This window comes from Tepidimonas fonticaldi, from assembly GCF_007556755.1.
In the GTDB taxonomy this organism is placed as follows: domain Bacteria; phylum Pseudomonadota; class Gammaproteobacteria; order Burkholderiales; family Burkholderiaceae_C; genus Tepidimonas; species Tepidimonas fonticaldi.
Genome location: NZ_VJOO01000002.1, coordinates 144257 through 164288, shown reverse-complemented (window position 1 = coordinate 164288; position 20032 = coordinate 144257). Strand labels below are relative to the sequence as shown.

The 20032-nt window shown below is 66.1% G+C and carries 21 protein-coding genes; 1 reads left to right on the top strand and 20 read right to left on the bottom strand.

The features are described from left to right. Positions 1-11: 11 nt before the first annotated feature. From Tfont_RS01970 to Tfont_RS01930, 9 genes are read right to left on the bottom strand one after another with little or no spacing between them, the layout of a single operon-like run. On the bottom strand, positions 12-2888 hold the full coding sequence (locus tag Tfont_RS01970; RefSeq protein WP_003821116.1) for a conjugative transfer ATPase: 2877 nt from the start codon (positions 2886-2888) through the stop codon (positions 12-14). Further along, entirely contained in the window at positions 2888-3328 is a 441-nt protein-coding gene (locus Tfont_RS01965; RefSeq protein ID WP_003821115.1) for a TIGR03751 family conjugal transfer lipoprotein, read from the bottom strand. The genes Tfont_RS01970 and Tfont_RS01965 overlap by 1 nt, the downstream gene beginning before the upstream one ends. Next, on the bottom strand, positions 3309-4727 hold the full coding sequence (locus tag Tfont_RS01960; RefSeq protein ID WP_003821113.1) for a TIGR03752 family integrating conjugative element protein: 1419 nt from the start codon (positions 4725-4727) through the stop codon (positions 3309-3311). Before Tfont_RS01960 ends, Tfont_RS01965 begins: the two co-directional genes overlap by 20 nt. Then, positions 4717-5634 carry a TIGR03749 family integrating conjugative element protein gene (locus tag Tfont_RS01955; RefSeq protein WP_003821112.1) on the bottom strand — a complete coding sequence of 306 codons (918 nt, stop codon included), beginning with the start codon at positions 5632-5634 and terminating at the stop codon, positions 4717-4719. Before Tfont_RS01955 ends, Tfont_RS01960 begins: the two co-directional genes overlap by 11 nt. Then, positions 5631-6323 (bottom strand): PFL_4703 family integrating conjugative element protein, encoded by a 693-nt coding sequence (locus tag Tfont_RS01950; protein ID WP_003821110.1) that lies wholly within the window; start codon positions 6321-6323, stop codon positions 5631-5633. Before Tfont_RS01950 ends, Tfont_RS01955 begins: the two co-directional genes overlap by 4 nt. Continuing rightward, positions 6320-6730, bottom strand: a complete 411-nt coding sequence (locus Tfont_RS01945) for a TIGR03750 family conjugal transfer protein (protein WP_003821108.1) — start codon at positions 6728-6730, stop codon at positions 6320-6322. Before Tfont_RS01945 ends, Tfont_RS01950 begins: the two co-directional genes overlap by 4 nt. Before the next feature lie 12 nt (positions 6731-6742). Continuing rightward, positions 6743-7102: a TIGR03745 family integrating conjugative element membrane protein gene (locus tag Tfont_RS01940; RefSeq protein ID WP_003821107.1), complete on the bottom strand. Its 360-nt coding sequence runs from the start codon at positions 7100-7102 to the stop codon at positions 6743-6745. A gap of 16 nt (positions 7103-7118) precedes the next feature. Next, positions 7119-7352: a TIGR03758 family integrating conjugative element protein gene (locus tag Tfont_RS01935; RefSeq protein WP_003821106.1), complete on the bottom strand. Its 234-nt coding sequence runs from the start codon at positions 7350-7352 to the stop codon at positions 7119-7121. Further along, positions 7349-7729, bottom strand: a complete 381-nt coding sequence (locus Tfont_RS01930; protein ID WP_003821105.1) for an integrative conjugative element protein, RAQPRD family — start codon at positions 7727-7729, stop codon at positions 7349-7351. Before Tfont_RS01930 ends, Tfont_RS01935 begins: the two co-directional genes overlap by 4 nt. A gap of 208 nt (positions 7730-7937) precedes the next feature. Here Tfont_RS01930 and Tfont_RS01925 point away from each other — a divergent pair, with 208 nt between their 5' ends. Continuing rightward, the gene (locus Tfont_RS01925; RefSeq protein ID WP_003821104.1) at positions 7938-8867 is read left to right on the top strand and encodes a hypothetical protein; all 930 of its coding nucleotides are present in this window, start codon (positions 7938-7940) and stop codon (positions 8865-8867) included. Between the two features lie 46 nt (positions 8868-8913). On the opposite strand, the gene Tfont_RS01920 is transcribed toward Tfont_RS01925, so the two are convergent. The 11 genes from Tfont_RS01920 to Tfont_RS01870 form a co-directional block, all read right to left on the bottom strand. After that, positions 8914-9675 (bottom strand): TIGR03747 family integrating conjugative element membrane protein, encoded by a 762-nt coding sequence (locus tag Tfont_RS01920; RefSeq protein WP_003821103.1) that lies wholly within the window; start codon positions 9673-9675, stop codon positions 8914-8916. Further along, positions 9672-11864, bottom strand: a complete 2193-nt coding sequence (gene traD, locus Tfont_RS01915; protein ID WP_003821101.1) for a type IV conjugative transfer system coupling protein TraD — start codon at positions 11862-11864, stop codon at positions 9672-9674. The genes Tfont_RS01920 and traD overlap by 4 nt, the downstream gene beginning before the upstream one ends. Positions 11865-11868: 4 nt before the next feature. Next, on the bottom strand, positions 11869-12408 hold the full coding sequence (locus Tfont_RS01910; RefSeq protein WP_003821097.1) for an integrating conjugative element protein: 540 nt from the start codon (positions 12406-12408) through the stop codon (positions 11869-11871). After that, on the bottom strand, positions 12405-12995 hold the full coding sequence (locus Tfont_RS01905) for a transglycosylase SLT domain-containing protein (protein ID WP_003821096.1): 591 nt from the start codon (positions 12993-12995) through the stop codon (positions 12405-12407). The genes Tfont_RS01910 and Tfont_RS01905 overlap by 4 nt, the downstream gene beginning before the upstream one ends. After that, positions 12977-13702: a TIGR03759 family integrating conjugative element protein gene (locus Tfont_RS01900; protein ID WP_003821095.1), complete on the bottom strand. Its 726-nt coding sequence runs from the start codon at positions 13700-13702 to the stop codon at positions 12977-12979. The genes Tfont_RS01905 and Tfont_RS01900 overlap by 19 nt, the downstream gene beginning before the upstream one ends. A 14-nt stretch (positions 13703-13716) precedes the next feature. Beyond that, positions 13717-14358, bottom strand: coding sequence for a hypothetical protein (locus tag Tfont_RS01895; protein ID WP_003821094.1), 642 nt, complete (start codon positions 14356-14358; stop codon positions 13717-13719). Continuing rightward, a complete protein-coding gene (gene pilL2, locus Tfont_RS01890) occupies positions 14355-14954 on the bottom strand; it encodes a PFGI-1 class ICE element type IV pilus protein PilL2 (RefSeq protein ID WP_003821093.1) in 600 nt (199 codons plus the stop codon). Before pilL2 ends, Tfont_RS01895 begins: the two co-directional genes overlap by 4 nt. A 158-nt stretch (positions 14955-15112) precedes the next feature. Next, on the bottom strand, positions 15113-15982 hold the full coding sequence (locus Tfont_RS01885) for a hypothetical protein (RefSeq protein ID WP_003821092.1): 870 nt from the start codon (positions 15980-15982) through the stop codon (positions 15113-15115). A 113-nt stretch (positions 15983-16095) separates the two neighbouring features. Next, on the bottom strand, positions 16096-18375 hold the full coding sequence (locus Tfont_RS01880) for a helicase-related protein (protein ID WP_021205692.1): 2280 nt from the start codon (positions 18373-18375) through the stop codon (positions 16096-16098). 102 nt (positions 18376-18477) lie between these two features. Continuing rightward, the gene (locus tag Tfont_RS01875; RefSeq protein WP_003821089.1) at positions 18478-18789 is read right to left on the bottom strand and encodes a hypothetical protein; all 312 of its coding nucleotides are present in this window, start codon (positions 18787-18789) and stop codon (positions 18478-18480) included. A 103-nt stretch (positions 18790-18892) separates the two neighbouring features. Further along, positions 18893-20026, bottom strand: a complete 1134-nt coding sequence (locus tag Tfont_RS01870; RefSeq protein WP_255632234.1) for a DUF6094 domain-containing protein — start codon at positions 20024-20026, stop codon at positions 18893-18895. Positions 20027-20032 lie beyond the last annotated feature (6 nt).

Sequence of the window (20032 nt, the reverse complement as noted above, 5' to 3'; positions counted from 1 at the left end):
CGTTCTCCGGTTTACGACAGTTCCAGGGCCGGCGACTCGATGCCGCGGGCCTGGTCGATCTTCTCGGCCACCTTGAAAGCCGCTTCCAGTTCGGTGCAGCCGTACTGCTGCATGAGCTGGTAGCGTTCGGCCTTCTCCTCGGGTTCTGTCTGCGCGAGGGCGAGGTACAGGGACGGCGGCACGGCGCGGAACAGCACTTCCATGCTCTTGGAGAGGATGACGCCTTCGGTGAATTTCCCCGCTTCCTTGCGCGCCGAAAGCATCAGCGCCTTCTGCGCGGGCGAGAGTTCGCGGAACCGCGCGATCTTCTCAACTTCATCGGGCGGCATGCTGAGACAGATCCACCACTCGATCATGTTGAGCATGGGCTCCGCGGCGCGCGGCAGGTCGTCGATGTTCTGCGTCGCGAGCCAGAACCAGGCCCCCAATTTCCTCCACATCTTTGTAATTTTCACGACGTAGGGCGCGAGCAGCGGGTTCTTCGTGATGATGTGGCCTTCGTCGGTGACGTTGATGATCGGGCGTCCCAGGTATTGGTCGCGCTCGGCGATGTTGTTCACCGTGCTGATCAGGCTGATGTAAGCGATGGAGAGCTGCGCGTTGTAGCCCTCGCGGGCGTATGTCGCGAGGTCAACCAAGGTGATGTCGGCTTCGGGCCACGGCGTGCCGTCGCGGTCGAACATTTCGCCGTCCGTGCCTTGACAGAACATGTCCATCGCATCCGCCATCTCCAGCAGCCGCACGCGGCGCATTTCGGGCAGCGTCGGGTCCTGGCCGCGGGCGCGCAACGCGTTGCGCACGTCGCGCGTAAGCACCGTGCGTTTGTCGGCCACGCAGTGCTCGGCGGCGTCGAGGATGCACTGACGGATCAGCGAGCGGTCAGCCCGCGTCATCCGGGCTTCCTCCTTGTCCTCTCCGCCCGTGATCATCAGCCGCGCCGTGATCTCCAGTTCGCCGAGCACGTCGCGCTGCTCGTCCGCCTCCATGGCCGAGGCATCTGGTGGCGGGTCTTCATCCAGCGCGTCGGCGTCGAGCGTCTGCACGTCGCTGGGCGTCTCGATCAGCCGACGCGCGTCTGCGAATGGCGCGAGGCTGATGCCCGAACCTGGGGCCAGCTTGACCCGGTTTACCGTCAGCCCGAGCATGCGTGCGAAGTCGCTGAACAGGCCGAAGCTGTTGCCAGCCTCCACGATGAACAGCCGCGGTCGGTAGATGGCCGTGACCTGATTCAAGAGGTTGTTGAGCGTGGCGCTCTTGCCGGAGCCGGTGGGGCCGAACAGGAACAGATGGGCGTTCATCTGCCGATCCAGGCGGCTGAGCGGGTCGAAGGTGATCGGCCCGCCACCGCGGTTGAACATCGTGATGCCCGGGTGCCCCGTACCTTGAGCGCGGCCCCACACCGGCGACAGGTTCGCCGCGTGCTGAGCGAACATCAGTTGGGTGTACCACTTGCGCCGATCCTGGCCGGGGTTGTAGCAGCATGGCAGCCACCGCAAGTAGCTGTTGAGCGGCGCCACCTCGTCGTCCTCGCGCACCGGCTGCAAGCCAGCATTGAGCATCACGTTCGCCAGGTCCAGGCCGCGCCGGTCCAGTTCCGCTTCGTCGCGTCCGCGCAGGTAGAATGCCAGCGTCCCCCGGTAGAGCTTGTGTGCGCTGCCGATGAGGGAGCGGGCTTCCTGCACGTCCTTCAACGTCTGCTCCGACGCCAGCGTCTCGCCCACGGCCTTCTTCGCCAGGTGGTTGAGATCCGCTTCCAGGACATCCTGCGGCGTGGCGACCATCGTGAGACACAGCAAGGTGTCTTCCGGCATCTGGTCGAACAGCGTGTTGATGGCATCCCCTTTGCGGGTCTCGCCGGTCAGGTGTCCGGTGCCGGGCGGCATGCGCAGCCGGTCGGTGATCAGCACGCGGTGCGGCATGCCGTCGAAATACCAGGTGCCGTGCTCCACGTCGGAGCGTGGCTGGCCGAAGAACAGCCGCTGGCTGAAATCCCGCCCGCTCGCCAGCTCGATTTCGCCGGCCTCGCTTTCTTCGGTGCTGTCGGGGTAGCGCGCCAGCGCGTAGAAGCGCTCCCGGTCCTCTGCACTCGGTCCAAGCATCGCCGGGCGCGGATTGAACCACCGCAGCAGCCAGTCGTGGACGTCGGCTGCGACCATGCGCCGTGCCTGGATGCCGGCGTTCGCCAGGCCGCCGCACAGGCGGTCGCAGACGATGTTCAGCATCTGCTCGGGCGTCTGGCCGCGGCGGCTTGCCTGCCCAGTTGCACGGCGATAGATCACCATGCGCACCCGCCGCGTCTGGCCGCGCCAGCGCAGCCGCGTGACCACCGTGTCCTCGAACAGGCCGCCCGGCTTGGCGACCGCGCGCAGGTGGTGGCCGAAGAAGCGCAAGTAGAACTCGGTGAAAGCGGTGCCGCGGGCACGCGGCTGCACGTAGTCGCGCAGGGTCTGCATGTACTGGTCGAAGCTGGGCTCGTCCTGGGCATAGAGCTGGAGTACCCAGGGGTTTTCGTCCAGCTCATCGAACGAGTCCTGGAGCGCGTTCTCCAAGGCATCGCGGGCATGCGCGAGCCAGCCGGGCTCCCGCCCCTCGGTGCCCAGCGGCACCAGCTCGTAGAAGGCAGCGACCGACTGCCCATCCTCCAGCAGCATGGACTTCGACTGCGGCAAGAACTCCACCCAAGGCAGCAGTTCCGCGAACGACGGCGCGACGTCGTACAGCGCCTGCTCGTCGGCTACCGTCGCCGGCCTGCGGCCCTGGACCGCTGCGCCGGGTTCAGGGACGCCGGCCTGGCGCAAGGCCTCGACGTGGCGCTGCCAGCCGTCCGGCTTCTCTTCGTCGCCGGTGCCGGATGCGGCCAGCTTCGGCCAGGGAAGTTCCCAGCGCATCAATAGTCCTCCAGCCGTTCACCGGGCATGGCGTACTGCACGCGCTGGTACAGGGGGAAGACCGTCGTGTAGCCCGGAACCGGCACGGGGTCCGTGCCCGCCAGGTGCGGGTACACATACATGACGAGATCGGGGTTGGGCAGGCGCTGGAACTGGCGATAAACCTCGTTGCGCGCCGTGCGCGTGTAGCGCATCTGCTCGACGGGCGCAGCCTGCACATCGGCGTCGGTCAGCGGCCGGCGCAGGCTCTGGCGCGCGTCGAGCAACTGCCGGCGCGCGACCTGGCCGGTGCCACTGCCGCCGCCACCCGTTTCCTGCTGCCAGATGTCCATCATGGTGCGGTCGCTATGGGTCAGCAGTTCTTCCTTGCTGGTGGCGCAACCGCTGAGCACGGCGACGGCCGCGGCCAGCGCGAGGCCCTTAATCGAGTTCGAGCGCATGGCTTTCTCCTGCACGGTGATCGACGCGCCGGCCTTCGGGGTCGTGATCGATGGCCAGCGGCTTTTCGAGGTGGACGGCGACCTTGGCGCCTGGCTGCACATAGACGGCGGCGAAAGCCTGTCCGTAGAGCTTGTTGACCCAGGTCGACATGTCCCGGACGCCGCCCGCGAGGATCTGGCCGACTGCTTCCTTGCCGCTGATGCCCACGGTGCCGATGGCGCCGTCCGAGCCGACGTAGGACATGCGGCCGCTGTCGCTCTCGATGAGCGAGGCCACGCCGGCTCCGGCCGCGGTGATCAGAGCTTGCGACCCGAGGTACTGCTGGGCGTTGCTGCGCCGTTCGCCGCTGACGCACGGGATGCCGTGCGGGTCGCTGATCCAGCCCAGGCCGTCGCGCTGCTGGTTGTTCTGCTGGTTGCCTTCGCGGTCTTCGGGAATCGTGCGGATCGTGCCGTCGTTGAAGACGAAGGTGATGCTGCGAACCTGGCCGCGCACGCACGAGAGCGTCCAGTCGCCCGATGCGGTTCCGGAGAACACCGCGCCGGCCACGTCGGGAATGTCGATGCCGTTGGCAGTCAGATTGTCCGGCCCGACCAGCACCTTGAAGGGGTACGGATCGTTCACCGTCCCGTCGATCGGCACGCGCCCAATCAGCGCCGTCATCGCCACGGAGCCCATCAGTGTCGAGTTGGTCGGCACGGTATAGACCGGCTTGGCGCTCTTGACGCCTGCCGCACCTGCGCCGGCGTTCGCCACGGTTTCCGCGGTGGTTTCCAGTGTGCTTTGTGCCGGGCCGAAGCTCGTCGGGAAGCTCATGCCGCTGCCTGCGCCACGACTGCCATTGCGGCCCTCGGCCTTCTTCGCGTCGTCCGGTTCGACCCAGCGCATGCCGCCTTCCATGCCGGCCTCGTCGCCGCCGCGCAGCCCCAGGCCCACCGGCAGATCAGCGTGACCGCCGCCGCGCCCGCCAATGCTGTCCAGGCGCCGCTGCAGGTCGGCGAGCAGCCCCTCGGTCTGCTGGCGCGCGCTGGCCGCCTGTTCCTGGTCGCGGCGCAGGTTGGAGCGCTCGGATTCGAGGGCCGAATTGATGCGCTGATCAATGGAGTTCTCCCGCTGGCGCAGCCGCTGGTTTTCCTCGCGCTGCGACTTGTTGTCGGTCAGCGCGGTCTGAAGCTCGGTGCGCAACTGTTTCACCTGGGCGACGAGCGTTGCCACGGTATCGCGCGGGGTATCGCCTTCGATGCCCAACGCCTTCATTTCCTCGGGCGTGAGCTTGGAGCCAGCATCCGCGGCGGGCGGTGCCGACGTGCTTCCACCGGAGAACAGCCGGATAGCAACGAACAGCACCAGCAAGGCGACCGGGATCATCAGCCACTTGAGCAAGCCGTTACTGCGCATGGCGGGCCTCCTTGCCATCGTCGGCTTCAGCTTCCCGCTGCGGCAGATGCACGGCCGGGTCGAAGCGGTGGATCGCCGGCAGCAGCGATTGCGCGAGGCCGTGCCCGCGCGTCACCAGGTACAGGACGGTCGTGTCCTCGGGCGTCCCGCGCGGTCCGAGCGCTTCGTGCTGGAAGGTGGCGGTGAGGAAATCGCCTTGCAGCACGCGCGGGTCGAGCGTGACCCAGCCGCTGCTGCTGTTGGTCAGGCGCACGGCCGTGACCCACTGGTCTTCCAGACGCCACGACGCGAGCGCGACCGCGCGCACCGGCAGCGTCGGCATCAGCGTGCCGAGGTCGAGGTCACGGCGCAGGTTCACCCGCATGACGCCAGGCAGCGACTCCACAGTGCGCAGCGGCGCGTAGAGGTTCTGCGCGGCGAAGCGCGTCAGGACGACCGGAACCGGGGTTTCGCGCCGGGTCGCCCGCGTACCTGCTTGGTCCTGGGCGCGTGCCGGGGCCTCATCGGCACCGCCTGGCTGATCGCCGTAGCGCGCAGGGGTGCTGCTGCCCTCGACGATGCGCACCGGCTCCAGCTCGGCTTCGCCGTCTTTGGGCGGCTCGGCCGCAATGTCGAGCAGGATCAGCGCGCCCGTGTCGGCGTCCTGCAATTGCAGCCGCGTGGGCTCGATCGGCTCGCTGGCGCGCAGGTACACCGCGCCACCTGCGCTCTGCACGCGCAGGCGTTCGCCCACGCCTGCGGGCACGCCCACGCGGACGTTCCGGTCGATGAACACGATGCGCTCCTGGCCGACCTTCAGCGGCACCGCCAGCGGCATGCGTTCCCACCGCAGAATCTCCACAGCATGGGAGACGGGTGCCGCGGCCACGGCCAGCAGCCCCAGCAGCACGAGTACAGGATGCTTCATGGGGTGTTTCCTCCTTGGGGCGCTTGCGGAGACAGGCCGCCAGGTGCCGGGCGAGTCGGCTCCGGTGCGCTGATGCGCTGGGGCGCGCCGTCGTAGCAGTCCAGCGCCAGGCCGAAGGGGTTGCGGGCGGGATCGACGTCCACCCGCGTGACCTTCACCGGGTAGCGCACGAGCGCGCGCTTGACCTGCTCGGCGCCGTAGTACTCGTCGGCGGTGATGTCGAGCGTCACCACCCAGTCGCGGTCGGAGACCACGCGCACGCGCGCCGTGGGGTCGTCGCCGTAGCCGCGGCCGGGGATCTCATAAATCCCGCGCACGCGCTGGCGCAGCTCGCCCGTGGAACGGCGGTAGTCGTAGTCCGCGCGCAGGAAGGCCTGGCAGGACGGGGTAAGGTACGGCGAGAGCGTGTGGAGGTTGCGCGGATAGTCCTCTTCGCCGTTCGTCGGCCAGCGGTTGAGGGTCTGGAACACGTAGAACGTGAACGCATAGACCGATTCGGGCGGCACTTCCCACCACTTGCGGGTACTGCCCGAGCGCAGGTCGGGCGGGACGTGGATGGTCAGGTCGCGCGGCGCGCTCCACCAGCCACCGCCCATGACCAGGGCGACGATGACCAGCGCACCAGCACCCAGGCGAAGCGTCTTGATGTGCGCCTGCAGGTGGGTGATCTCGTTCTTGAAGCGGCTCATCGTGCCCCCCTTGCAACGGACCTTCGGGTGGACCAGAAGCCGGAGCGCGAGATCAGCACGTGGCCGCCTACCCATCCCGCCATCAGTGGATGGCGCGTGGCGATGCGCCATTGCAGTTGCCGGTACAGCCAGGTGTCGGGGCGCCCGCGCTTGAGCCGGCGCAGGATGCCGCCGCCGATGAAGACGCCCAGGGCCACGCCCAGGACGACGAACGTCGGCGCGATGGCGATCGTGCGGAACACCCAGGACAGCGGCGCGCCGACCAGCAGGCCGGCGGCGCCGGACAGGCCGCAGCAGATCCACAGTTCGTCGGCGGTGAGGCCGCGCACGACAACAGGGTGGCGGTTGAGCCGATGCGGAAGGAACGTGACCGTCCCGTCCGCACGGACGTGCTGCTGCTCGGACATACCGGCCTCGCCTTACAGGATGCCGGTGGCTTCGGTGAGCAGCCAGATGCCGATCACGAGCAGCACGGCACCGATCGCGACGGTGAGGCCAAACTGGCCCCAGGTCTTGCGGCCGGTGTGGATTTCCGCGTAGGTGCCGTAGGCGTGGTAGCAGACGCCGATGAACATCGACGCCACGACCAGGAGGGCTACGAGCATGATGATGTCGTAGCCGTAGTTCCTGATCGTTTCCATGATGCCGTTGCCGGTGCCGCGGGTCGGGTTTTCCAACTGCGGCAAGCCTTGCGCGAACGACAGCGCGGGCAGCGCGGCGGAGCCCAGTGCCACAGCGGCGCGCTGGGCAAGGCGGGAATGGAGGATGCGGTTTTGCATGGTCGTGCCTTTCAGGTCAGGAGAGGAGGAAGAAGCTCAGGACGAGGTACATCGCGACGAAGCGGATGCAGACGCCGAGGAACTGGCGCTGGTTGAGGCGGCTCTCGGACCACCCCACGTAGGCCGTTCGGATGGCCCAGACGCCCCAGACGAGGAGCACCGCGAACACGGCGCCGACCAGGACGGTCGCCATCGCCGAAGGCGCGATGCCGCTGTTGGCTTGAAATGCCGAGACCTGGGCGCCGTTCATGGCTTGGCTTCCGTAGTCGTCGGCGATGGCGAAGCGGACCGCTCGGTGCGGTAGTCGCTGGCCAGTTCGGAGGGGTCGCGCGGCTGGGCACGCGACGGTGTGAGATGGGCCTGGATGCCGGCGCGCACGCGCGCCAAGTCAGCCAGCAACCGCGGGTAATCGAAGTGGTAGCGCTCGCCCGGCTGGATGGGGGCACGCGCGGCGCTGTCGGCGACGGTGCGCTCCAGCGCGTCGAGTTGGCGCAGCGCGGCGACCAGCTCCTGGCGCTGTGCGGGGGACTCGGCCAACGCCATCGGGGACTGACCCAGCAGCAGGGCCGTCACGAGAAAAATGGGCACGCCGCGATGCGCGGCGCGCTGCCAGATCGGAGCCAACATCGCGCCATTCCTGTGTGATCAGAATAGTGCGATGGTGGAGTTCAGGGTGACTGCAGGCAGCAAACAATAGGAAACTGCGCTGATCGGTTTGATTGGCAGCGTGCGTCCAGTTCGCTCAGGGAGTGGTCGTCAGGCCAGAATTCAAGAAGGGAATTTCCACCGGCCGCGTGGCAAAATATCAACGCTCTTACAAAGATCCAGGATAAAAATGCAAGGACTGACCTTTAGAACTGATCAAGATTTTGAGGAAATTTGCTGCTACCTCATGAGGGACTGGGTCGCGCGGAATATGAGGTATGACGTGCAATTCAGAAGATACGGCGGAAATGGGCAAAGGCAGCATGGCATTGACATTTTTCCTGCCGTTGGCGGCTACTCAGTGTTTGGGCAGGCAAAATTTGTTAATCAACTAAACTCTACAGACGTTACGGCTGAGTTGAGTAAGACCGATTCCTTCCCTGAGCCGATTGGTTGTTATGTGATTTTCACAACGGCAAATCGCCATACCAGCATAAATCATCATCAGTTCCATGGCACTCAACACAAAAGGCTGGATGGATCGATTTTTCCGGTTCACGTGGTCTATTGGGGTGAAATTTCTGATATTAGTTTTATCCCACAAGATGTCTGTAAGAGAATTTTCCCATCAGCATTTCAAGTTGCCAGGAGCGCATTAACGCCTCAGCAGATGGCGGATTCCATAGCCACACTTCAAAATATTGTTCCTTCATATTTCAGGTCTGACTTTCTCGACTGGCTCGAAACATGGGACTTTTCATGTGGTTACATTCCATCTGTGCATTATGACGCCGTGGACAATCTTTACATTGAGTTGGATCGGGTAGGATGGGGAATGAAGGGTGTCAATGATTTTTTATATGCCCAAGGTCGCATTGACTTATCTCGTGCGCTTCCGGCTGGCGATGCCTTCTTTTATGCTCTCACTGAATTTCGAGATTCAATATATAACTACATAGCTTTTGTACGCGGACAGGATGGGCAGGGCTACGTTACATTGCAAGGAATGGATGGGCGCGGCGCAACAGATTTCCCAAAGATTACAGAGCAGTGGAGCATGAGGGCGCGCCATTTGGCCAATATGTATCGCGAGAAAATCCTTGGTCAGCAAATTCAATAAATAAGAAATACTGAATGAGTTGCCTAATGATCTGGTTTCTCTGTCATCACAAGTATTTTTTGAAGCTGCCCGCAGTCAGGCTCACGGCCAGTCCCAGCAAGGCTGCGCTGGGCAGCAGGATCAGCAGTGGATGCACAGAGATCGGCAAGGCCAGGTACGTGACCCACGGCAGCACGGCCAGCGGCATCAGGCTCGCCTTCGCGCGGTGGTAGATGAAGCCGGATTCCCGGCCTGCGCCGAACCGGCGCACGTCCCGCCGCACAAGACCGTCGATCAGGCCGACGAACGCCGCGGTGCAGATCAGCGGCAACGTGAGCACCAGAACCAGCAGGCGCACCAGAAACGTGAGGGTGGTGAAGGCCGCGGCAATCAGGTAGTTCTCGGTCCAGACATAGACCTGGCTGATGTAGTAGCGAAAGTTGCGCCCCCCGTCCTGGATCCTCCCGTGGCTCGGCGCGCGGGCGCGCTCGGCGGTCTGGCTCATGCGCTCCAGCAGCCCGGAGCGAACGAATACCCATTCGTAGCCGGTATCCACCAGTTCGTGCGCGGTGCGCCCCGGCTCCTGCACGACGACGCTGCGCGTGAAGTGGCTGGACAGGTGCCCCAGTTCGTACTGCAACATCTGCTGCGAGTGCCGCCAGCCCTGGTCCTTCCAGAACAGGTGCATGCCGACGCACTCCACGACGATCGAGAACAGCAGCGAGCCGATCAGCACCCCGAGCAGCCGGAACGGCAAGGTGATGGTGCCGACGATCAGGCCCTGGCGCTGGTTCTGCTCCCGTTGTGCAGTCGAGGCGGCGTCCTTCATGGCGAGGCCTTGTTGCCGGTGTCCTCGTCGGTGGCAATGGCCACCGCGGGAGGTTCGGCCGCAGCGGCGTCATCCAGCAGGTCGTCGGGCAGGCCCGTGTCCTGCAAGGCGGGGGAACTGGTGAACTCCCACCACTGCGTCGCTTCGCTGTAGCTCTGGCGCATGTACCCGGCCAGTTGCTGCAAGTCTGCCGGCATCACTTCGTCCGGGTCCGGCGCCGGCAGCGGCATGCGCACTTTCCAAAGCTGGCCGCCCTGCAGCAACGCGAAGCACTGGCCTTTCGGCAGGCCGACGACGTGCGACGGCTCGATCATCGGCACGCTGGACATGCTGATGCGGTCCTGAGTGTTCGACGTGAAATCCGTCGCCCCGCGAATGTCCGAGCTGTCGGTCGCGCCGCTGACGATGGTGGTCGTATAGACCTCGACCTTCGGCAATTGCCGGGTCAGCAGTTCGGCGGTCGCGGTCTCGCGCACGCGCAGCATGAACAGGTTGTTGAAATTCCCGATCACCTGGCCTGCCTTCGCGCGGTTGCCGATGCGGGCCTCGATGTCCGACAGGGTCTGCGTGTACGCAGTGACTTGCAGGCCGGCACCGCCGCCCTTGTTGATCAGCGGGATGAACTCGTCGCCCATCAATTCGTTGAACTCGTCGGCATGGACGTTGATCGGCACGCGCGCACCGGCCGATGCGCCCGGCAGGCCATCGTCGATCCCATGCTTGTAGATATGCCCGGCGACCGACACGAGATCGCTGAACATCGAGTTGCCGACCGCGGTGGCGACCTCGGCGTCGGAGAGCGCATCCAGGCCCACATAGACGATGGCCCTCTTACGGATGATCTGCATCCAGTCGAAGATCGGGCGCGGGTCGGCCAGGTCGGAGTAGTTCGGGGCCAGGAGCTGCGCGATCTTGCCGCTAGTGAGCTTCTCCAGCAGCGGCAGCAGCGATGCGACGATCTTGTCGAAGTACGTCTTGTCGTAGCGAACCGCCGAGCGCAGGCCATCCAGCACCGGGTCGTAGTTGCGCGCCTGCGAGAGGTACTGCTCCAGCGCCACCACGCGCTTCTCGCGCCCGATCATGTTGCGCGGGATGTTCTTCTCGTTGAGCTTGGCCTCGATCTGGACGATCACCTCCCAGGCCCTGGGCTCGGTCTTGGCGAAGTAATGCTGGGCGTACTCGATGAACAGCGCGTCGATGTTGATGACGTGCCGTTGGATCAGCATGTAGTCGGGCCGCTGTCCCAGCTCCACCAGGGCGCGGGCAATGATGTTGACGAACCGCCACGCAAACTCTCGGAAGGCGGCCGAGTTGCCTTCACCGGAAAGCTGCCCCGCAACGCGGGTGGCGACTTCCGATATACGCCCGAATCGCCCCACGGCGTTGTAGCGCGCGGAGATGTCCGGCCATCCCAGGTGGAAGACGTAGAACTCGCCTTCGCGGCCGGCGCGCTTAGCCTCGACGTACATCCGCTTCAGGAGATCGGCATCGCCCTTGGGGTCAATGACGATCACCACCTCGTGCTCGCCCGCGGCGTTCACGCGCCGGATGTCCTGGGTCACGAATAGTTCGGCCAGCCGGGTCTTGCCGACGCGCGTCGTGCCCAGCACCAGCGAGTGGCCGACGCGCTCGCCCAGCGGCAGGCTGACGTCCATCTCCTCGGGTTCGATGCCGTGCAGGCGCGGCAGGCCGCCCACAGGCGGCAACGGCCGCACCGGGTTGAAAGGTACGTCCCAGCCGGTGAGTTTCGACAGCCGGGACAGCGGGAACGGCGCGTACTCCAGCCGTTCTTCCAGCCGTCGCGCCAGCCGGTAGGCTGGTGTGGGCTCGACGTAGCGGCGGAACTCCGGCCGGTACGTTTGCATGAGCCTATGGGTGTGCTTCTGCTCCCACAGGAACCCGCGCCCCACGAACAGCCGCTGCTGGCTGACCGGCACGTCCTTGCTGGTCATCACGTAGCGCGGCAGGCGGCGGATGTTGCGCCGGTAGCGCAGGATGACGCGGGCATCGCGGTAGCGGATGGCACCGTAGGCGCCGAACGCCAGCGCGCTGCCGACGCCCATGGACGGGCTCAGCGCGAGCGACCATGGGGCCACCAGGGACAGAAACGCGGCGCCCGCGCATGCGGCAACGGTGTATAGCTCCACCGCTGGGCGAAGCAGTACCTCGACCGGCTGTTTCCCCGACATGGCTTCATTGCTCGATGCCGGTGGCTGTGATCAGCACCGGGTAGTGCCGCAGGCCCAGGCGCTCGGCCAGGTCGTCGCCGGACATGGGCGCGAGGGGTACGCCGGGCACCAGGGTGCGCAGCCGCGCCAGGCCCTGCACGGTCTCGACGTTGACCACCAGACCGACCGCGCCGCGCTCGCGCAGCGCGGCTGCCTGGCTGCGCAGCCAGGCCCGAGATGCCTCGTCGTCGCCGACGACAACGAAAGGCCGCAGACCCGGAGCCTCGATGACACGCCGCGGGACGGTGCCGGGGGTGAGCTTGGCGCTGCGCACCGGCAGCATCGCGGCCTCGTCCGCCGGCGTGGCGGGAACCTGGGGCGTCGGGATCGGCGGCCGGGCCGGTGCGTTGGTGCGCGGCTGGAGGTTCAGGGCTTCGTAGTACGGCAGCGCCGACGCGCCGCCGCGGTCTTCGACCACGATCAGCGGCTCGCCGGCAAGCGAGGCCAGCGGCAGACCCGCCAGCAGTACGAGCAGGCCACGCAAGGCCAGATGGGATGTCGTCATGGGGATGTCTCCTTGCGTGCGGCGAGAACCGCGGCGGTTGGGCGTGCGCCCTGCACCCGGGCGAGGTGGCGCGACACGCTGCGCCGGTAGCGGGCGGCGGGCTCGCCACCCGCGGGGCGGTGGTAGCGGCCCATCGCCAGCAACCAGTCCTCGCCGGGGGCGTGTTGCTCGCGCAGGATCTCGGCAGCGATGGCGAGATTCCGGTACGGGTCGAGCAGGTCGCAGGCGCTGGCGTAGCGCTGCTGGTGGTAGCCGAGGTTGATCTGGCCCAGGCCCGCGTCGATGCGCGTGTGCGGCGTGGAGCGCATCGCCTGCTGCAAACCCGCGCAGGCATCGGCGCGGGTCGCATAGCGGCGTGATTGGCCGGCGACGTTGAGGGACCACGGCCACGGGACGATGCGTCCGTTACGGCGGATGCCACTCTCCTGCAAGGCCACGGCGTAGAGCACCGTCGAGGGGATGCCTGCGCGCTGCGCGGCGAGCTGGTAGGCCGGTGGCGGAACCTCCTGGGCTTGGGCGACGCAGGCGCATAGGCCAGCGGCGAGCACCAGTGTGCGCAGGGGGGCGGCTATGGCTGGCGCTGCCATTGGCCGTTCACCTCGCGCACGACCGCCGGCAGGTCGCCGGGTACCCCCAAGGTCAACCAGCGGCCGCCGTCGTGGTTGAGCGTGATGCTGCCGCTGCGCACGCGCGCCGGATCGACGTTCGCGCGCTTGGCCCAATCGCGGATGCGCGCGTCGTCCTGGCGGCTGCCGACCATGTACAGGTCGAATTCGGCGCCCGAGGATTGCAGGCGCTGCACGAGCTGGCCGCAGGCCACGCAGTTATCTTTCACGAACACTGCCGTGCGGCCGGAGCCGCGCGTGGCCCCGGCGACCGGCTTGTCGTCCGGCAGGTTCACCCGCTGCATCCCGGGGTTCAGGCGCTGCCAGGCCTCGTCATAGGCCCGCTGATAAGCGAGCAGTTTCTCCACGCGGCGCGCTTCGACCTGCACCTGCAGCTCGGCGTAGCGTCGCCGTTCCTCTTCGGTACGCGCCTCGATGCCCAGGGCCGACAGCGGGTCCAGGTTGGGCGAATAGATGCCCAGTGGACCGTCCATCAGTTCGCGATAGCGCGCCCACTCCTGAGGTTGAAGGCCCCAGTCGCTCGCCACCCGGTCGTCCAGAATGCGGGCGACCAGCGGGCGTTCCTGACTCTGCGCATTGCGGGCGGGAGCCGTGGCGGATTGCTGCGCCCACGCGGGCAACTGGGTGGACGCCAGCAGAAGCGCGGAAAGGATGATCGACGGCTTCATGTGGTGTGCTCCGTTCAGGGGATCGCCACGTGGCGGGTCTGGTCGCCGGCCTGGAACACCGCAGTGCTGCCCTCGACGGCCTGCAAGCGCCACGGGCCGACCGCATCGCCGGGTAGCAGCACCTGAAGCTGGTCGGGCGTGAAGTCGCCATTGCTCGGCGCGACGGACACGCTGCGCTCGCCGGCACGCAGTTCGGCACCGACGATGCGGAACGGGAGCGGCGTCGGTTCGGGCTTGGCGGTGGGCTTGTTCCTGGTGCGCGGCTGGGCGGGTGCAGCGGCGCGCGCAGCGGTCTGCCGCGCCTTGATTTGCTCGACTTCGGCGCGCAGTGCCTGAAGGTCGTCGGCGGAGGCATAGGCGCTCAGCGATTTCTCGACCTGGGCCGCGCGTGCTTCCAGGATTTGGCGGGTGTCTTTGAGGTCTGCCGCCGTGGCGACGGCTGGACGCTGCTGGATGGCCTCGACGGTCTCGGCCAGGCCTGTTGCCTGCGCTTCGAGGCGTTGCAGGCGGGAATCGAGGCGCTCCTGGTCGGCCTGGTCGTTCATCGTCTGGTAGCCGAGGGCAACGAGGACACTGAGGCCGATCAGCCAGAGCCACATCAGGCTCTGCACCACCACGGCGGCCGTTGAACGATGGGCGGGCTGCGGGGCGTTCATGGCTGGCCTCCCGATGCCGCGGGCGCCAGCGGGAACGTCTGCACCGCCTCGGTGGCAGGCGGCGCGGGTACGTTGTCGGCGGTCATGCTGTCGCCGGGCCGCTCGAAGCAGATTTGCCGCGCGCGGTCATCCGCGTGCAGTTCCCAGGCCGAACCAGCCAGGGTGAGCAGCGCATCCCGCAGGGTCATGGGGCCGAGGTGCAGGTGGGCCGCCGGCAGCGGCAGTGCGTACAGCTCGATCACCGCGTGCGTCGTCTGGCACAAGCCGTAACCGCTGCGCTTGAGCACATGCCGTAGCCCGTCGCCGACCGTAGCGCGTGCATCCTCGGGCATCGACACGTCGATGGTCTGCAACAGCAGGTCGCGCTGCGCTGCTGTCGGTGCCAGTTCCACGAGGGTGTAGCGGCCGTAGCGCACAACGGGGATGTATTCGGGCGCCTCGGGTACGGGTGCGGCCGAGACTTCCTCGATGGTGTCGGGCGCGACCGGCGCGCTCGTCGTCGCGCAGCCGCCAGCCAGCACCGACCAAAGCAGGCCGAGAAAACCCGCCAGCAGACGGCGTTCGGGATGGTGAAACCAAGGTGGAGAGGGGCACATGGCGCGTCGTCCTGAAACATCGAGCCCTCACCATCGCCGCTCGGGCCACGAGCGGCAGCAAACAATGCGAACCAGGCAGCGCCCGATTTCCCGGCAGCCTCCCTCCAAAGGAAAAGGCCCCCGAAGGGGCCTGTGAAAACGCATCGGGCTTCGCCCGATCAATCCCGAGCCAGCTTCAGGCCGGGATCGACCCGTGCCAGTTGGGTGTGCGACCAGCAGCGCACGAACTGCCCGTTCTCGCCGAGCGGCCGGTTCGCCACCGCCGCCGAATACTCGTCAGTGTCGCTGGTGTCGTAGCAGATGACCTTGATCTCGCCGCTGTCGCAGCGGATGGAGTGGATCTGGCCGTCGGTCATATCGACCACGACGACCTGCGGAACGAGGCCAAGTTCGCGGGCGGCCGACAGGATGGGGCCATATTCGGCGGCGTCGAAGCAGATGAACGGCCCTTCGTACCGGGCCTCTTCGGCCAGGTCCCTGGCCTTGTCGTAGTGGATACCCAGGTCGTATTCCTCCTGGGTGATCCTGACCTTGAAGACCGGCACGTTGGGGCTACCGGAGGCACCGATGCAGACGACCGCGACTTGCATCTCGATCTCACCGCCGTCGGCAGGTTCGGTCGAGGGGATGACGGCTCGGCCCGTGGGGGCGTCGTCTTCCATGCCCATGCGCTCGCGCATTTCGTCGATGAAATCCTCGGGGGCCATCAGGCCATAGCTCGCCAGGCGCAAGGGAATGTCCTCTGCACAGAGGTTGCCGTCCCCGATGCGTTGCTGCATGAAGGCGGCGATCTCGGCTTCGAGCGCATCGCTGTTAGTCGCCGAGGGCAACTCGGTCACCTCGATCGACCAAACATCCACCTTCGCGGCGGTCTCATCGATTAGCAACCTCTCGCCGATGGCGCGGACCCACATGCGTTGCAGCCGTGCCAGTATTTCCGACGCGGCCTCGCCGTTGAGCAAACAGGTCACGTCCAGCGTCAGGCGGGCCTTCACGTTTTCGGGCGTGGATTGGGTATGGGTGTTCATGGAAATCTCCTTGGAATGAAAAATGCGCAGCCACGTCCACGGAGACCGTGGGCGTGGCTGCAAGGTGGGAACAATGGAAAGCCGGCGGCGCGAGGCCGGCGTTGGCGTGGGGATCAGGCGGCGACCAGTTGCCGGGCCAGCGCGACCTCGACGGAATCACCGTCCTGGTTGAGCACATCCAGGCCCGATTCGGGCACGTCGCCCGAGGTGGACTGCGAGACCATGATCTTCTTGGCCATCAGCTCCAGGCAGGTCATCTGCGAGGAACCGGCGTAGCCGAGGTAGATCACGCGCACCGGCTGTTTCTGTCCGATGCGCCAGGAGCGGCGTGCCGCCTGCTGGAGCGAGTACACGTTGTAGCCCGACTGCATGAAAACGATCGTCGGGAAGTCCAACAGGTCCAAGCCCGTCTTGACCAGCTCGGGGTTGGTGATGAGCACGTCGATGCCACGGTCCAGTTGCTCGGCGATCCAGTCCTCGCGGCGGCTGGCGTCCACGCTTGCGCGCAGCACCGCCACCCGAAAACCTTCCTGCTCCAGCAGCACCTTCAAGCGCGACGTGGTGTCGCGCGTGCCGGTATAGACCGTGTAGGCCAGGACCTTGCGGCCCTGCGCCTTCTCTTCTTTGCAGATGTCGATCAGCTCGCGCTCTTTCGGCGTCACCTCAAACTCGTTGAACTGAGCCGGGACGAACGCCAAGGTGTTGCGCGTGCGCGGATGCACCACGGTTTCCGACCGGAAGCAGCAGTCCGGCCAGGCCAGCAGCACGTTGAGCACCACACCCAGCAGCGTCGTATCGCGTCGCGCCAGAGCCTGTTTCAGCTCCGCGGTCAGCCGACCCGCCAGGTCGCGGTAGGCCGCGGCTTGCGCCGTGTCCATTGCGACTTCACGGAACTCCTCGTCATACGGCGGCAGGACGTTGCCGCCGATGTCCTTGAGCTTGAGGAAGATCGTGAACGGCAGGATGCACCGCAAGACCCCTTTCGGCCCGAAGCCGGGAGCCTTGACCGTGCGCACCGATACCTTGGTGCCCCTGGCCGTCTTGTGCGCCGTGCCGGTGCTTTCGGAGTAGATGTCCTTGAGGACCCCGTGGTCCCTCATGAACGCCATGGCCGCCGAGGTCATGCTGCCGCTCGTGGTCGGGCGGTAGCCGTCTTCGATCATCCGCCCAGGCAGGGCTCGGAACAGCAGGTAGAACAGGTCGTCCCCGTAGCCGCCCATCAGCGTGCCTGTCAGCAGCAAGGTCTTGCGAGCCTTCGCCGCCAGCACGCCCATGGCCTGGCCCTGGGCACTGCCACCGTTCTTGTACTCGTGGGCCTCGTCCGCGATGCACAGGTCGAACGTGCCTTGAGGCAGGTAGCGCTTGATGAACTCGGACGGCTGGTAGCCGCCTTCGCCGAAGCCGAACTCCATGTTCGCCATCGCTCTTTCCATGCGATGCGCCTGGCGGTCAGAGAAGACCAGTTCGCCGTTGCCGTCCATGAGGTTGATGAACTCATGGATGTTGTCGCCCAGCATCGACGCGAGGAAGCCTTCGCCGAACTTCTGCATCAGCTTCTGCGCGGTGACTTCCCCGATCGTCGGGATGCGCTTGAGGGCTTTCAGCACGGCCGAGGACTGGTCGCTGCCGGACAGGCTGCGCGGGCGGATCAGCGTCCACAGGGGGGCGGCGCAATGGCTGCACTTCCTGCGGTATTCCTCGGCTTGGAGCGCGACCGGATTGACCGGCTCGCCGTCGAGGTCGGTGATGACCGTGCCGCAGTCCGGGCACGCCGCCACGTTGCCGTGACGGGTGCGCCGCTGGGTGAAGACGGGCTTCCAGTGGAACCCCATCCGCATCCTGACCCGGCCCAAGACGAAGAACTCCTGGCCCGTGGGCTGGACATTCAACTGCTCGCGCAGCTTGATGAGCTTGATGAGCGTGTCCGGCCCGTTGAGCACCCACACCTTGGCGCCTGCCACCGTCTCCTGGATCTCGCGCCGCCACTTGTAAACAAGGTGCGGCGGCGAAAGAACCAGGGTGCGGCGATAGCCTTCGGCGTTGAGCACGGCGGCCGTGGCGATGCCGACGGTCGTCTTGCCGCAGCCCATTTCGCCATTGACGATCGCGGCGCGTTCGCCACGGTCGATCAGCAGCTCGGCGGCGGCGTGGACGACTTCGGCCTGGGCCGGAAACAGCTTGCGCTTGAGGCTGGCGACGACGAGTTGCCGGTGCGCCTGCGGCTGGCCGTTATAGACCGGCGGGTTCGCGCTGTTGAGGGCGTCGAGCAGTTCGTCGCCGAACTCGCCGACGAAATCCTGAAGGCTCAGGGTCAGAGGGGAAGATTCCGCATCGAGCAGTTCGCCCTGTACGGGCGCGGCTTCAGCGGCAGTGGTTTCGAGATCGAGGGACATGGTGATGCTCCAAAGAAAATGGGGCATGCACCACCCCCGCGGGGCGATGGCATGCCCCGTGGTGGGATGAAGAGACGGCAGGCGGCCGTCGTCTGGGAGAGATCAGTACTCGCTGGGCAGTAGCAGCGTGGTCACGCTGCGATCCCATTCGGTGATAATCCAAAGCTGCAGGCCGGGTGCGACCTGGTAGGAAGAGAAAAGGCGGTCCTCGCCGGACTCCAGCGCGGCATCGTTCTGCCGCTTGTCGTAGTCGTCGAGGTCGCCCCAGTCGCCATTGAGGTGGCGGTGCAGATACGGCACCGGGTTGAGCCGGCCCTGCTGGACCAGGGCGTCAACGCCACAGGTCACGACGGTCTCGCCAGGGAAGAAGCGCCGGCTCGATGCTTGGCCGATGGGAAGTGCTTGGGCTGCCATGGAAAGGCTCCTTGAAGATGAAGGGGCCACGGCGCCCCCTCGGGGCGACTGGACCCCGGTGGGTGGAGGAAGCCGACGGTGACCGTCAGCGGTAGAGAAGCGATCAGCGGATGGTCAACACCTCGCCCCGCGTGGCGGAGCCGGGCGTCATGTCCCACGCGCGGATGACGGGCACGAACTTGTCGGTGAGGATGCGGGTCTCGGCGATGGAGCCGTCTTCGCGTTCGGTGAATTCCCGCTGGAGCGTCTTGTCCTTGTGGGTGTCACCTTTGACGACGAGCACGCGCCCGGTCTTGGAGCGCACAACCCCCGAGATCGCGCCCGCGGCCAGAGCCAGGGCGAGATGCCAGTGGGACAAGGCACGCGCCGGTGGACGCAGCGACTGCTGCGCGGCCCCCAGGTGCGTGTCCTGCGACGGCCAGAGGCCTTGCAGCCGGCCGACTTCATCGGCGAACTGCTCTGGCTCCATCGTCACGCGGAAGAAATGCTCCGGCTCGGCCGGACTGGCGGGGACGATGTACGGCAGGAACGGCCATTCGCTCGGCAGTTCCTCGGCTTCGACTTCACCAAGCCCGATCTGCAGCAGCAGATTGCGCACGGCCTTGAGACCATCGGGTGCCAGCTCGCGCTGGCGCACCCTGCGGCCGAAGATCACCACCTGCTTGAACTGCGTTTCCACCGCTCGGTAGATGCGTAGGTCCGTGTAGTGGCGTGTCAGCCAGCCGACCAGCTCGGCGTCGAGCACGTAGCCAGGGACGATGAAGACCAGCACGCCGCCATACTGCAATAGCGAGAGGCTGCGCTGATAGAAGAGCTTCTCGAAGCGGGCACGGCCCTGGCCCTGATAGCCGATGTTGCCGTTGACGTCCTTGGACAGATCGCCATACGGTGGGTTGAGCCAGAGCAGCCCGAACGACTGCTTTGAGATCATCGTGTCCATCAGGTCCGCGTGCAGGCAATGATCGACCAGGCCGCGGGCATGGCGTGCCCGCTCCGCGTCGAACTCGACGGCGAACGCCTTGGCTTGCTCGCGCCCGAGAGCATGAGCGGCTTCGGCGATCGCCACGCCTTCGCCGGCGCAGGGATCGAGGATGCACATCGGGCCATCGCTGGGCATCAGTGCGTTGAGGGCTCTTTCGAGCGTGGGTTCGTCGGTCGGGTAGTACCCGTTCTTGGAGAAATTGCGGGCGAGCCGCGGGAACATGAGGGCCATGGAAGTCTCCTGGTTGGCGGGGATGAAGTG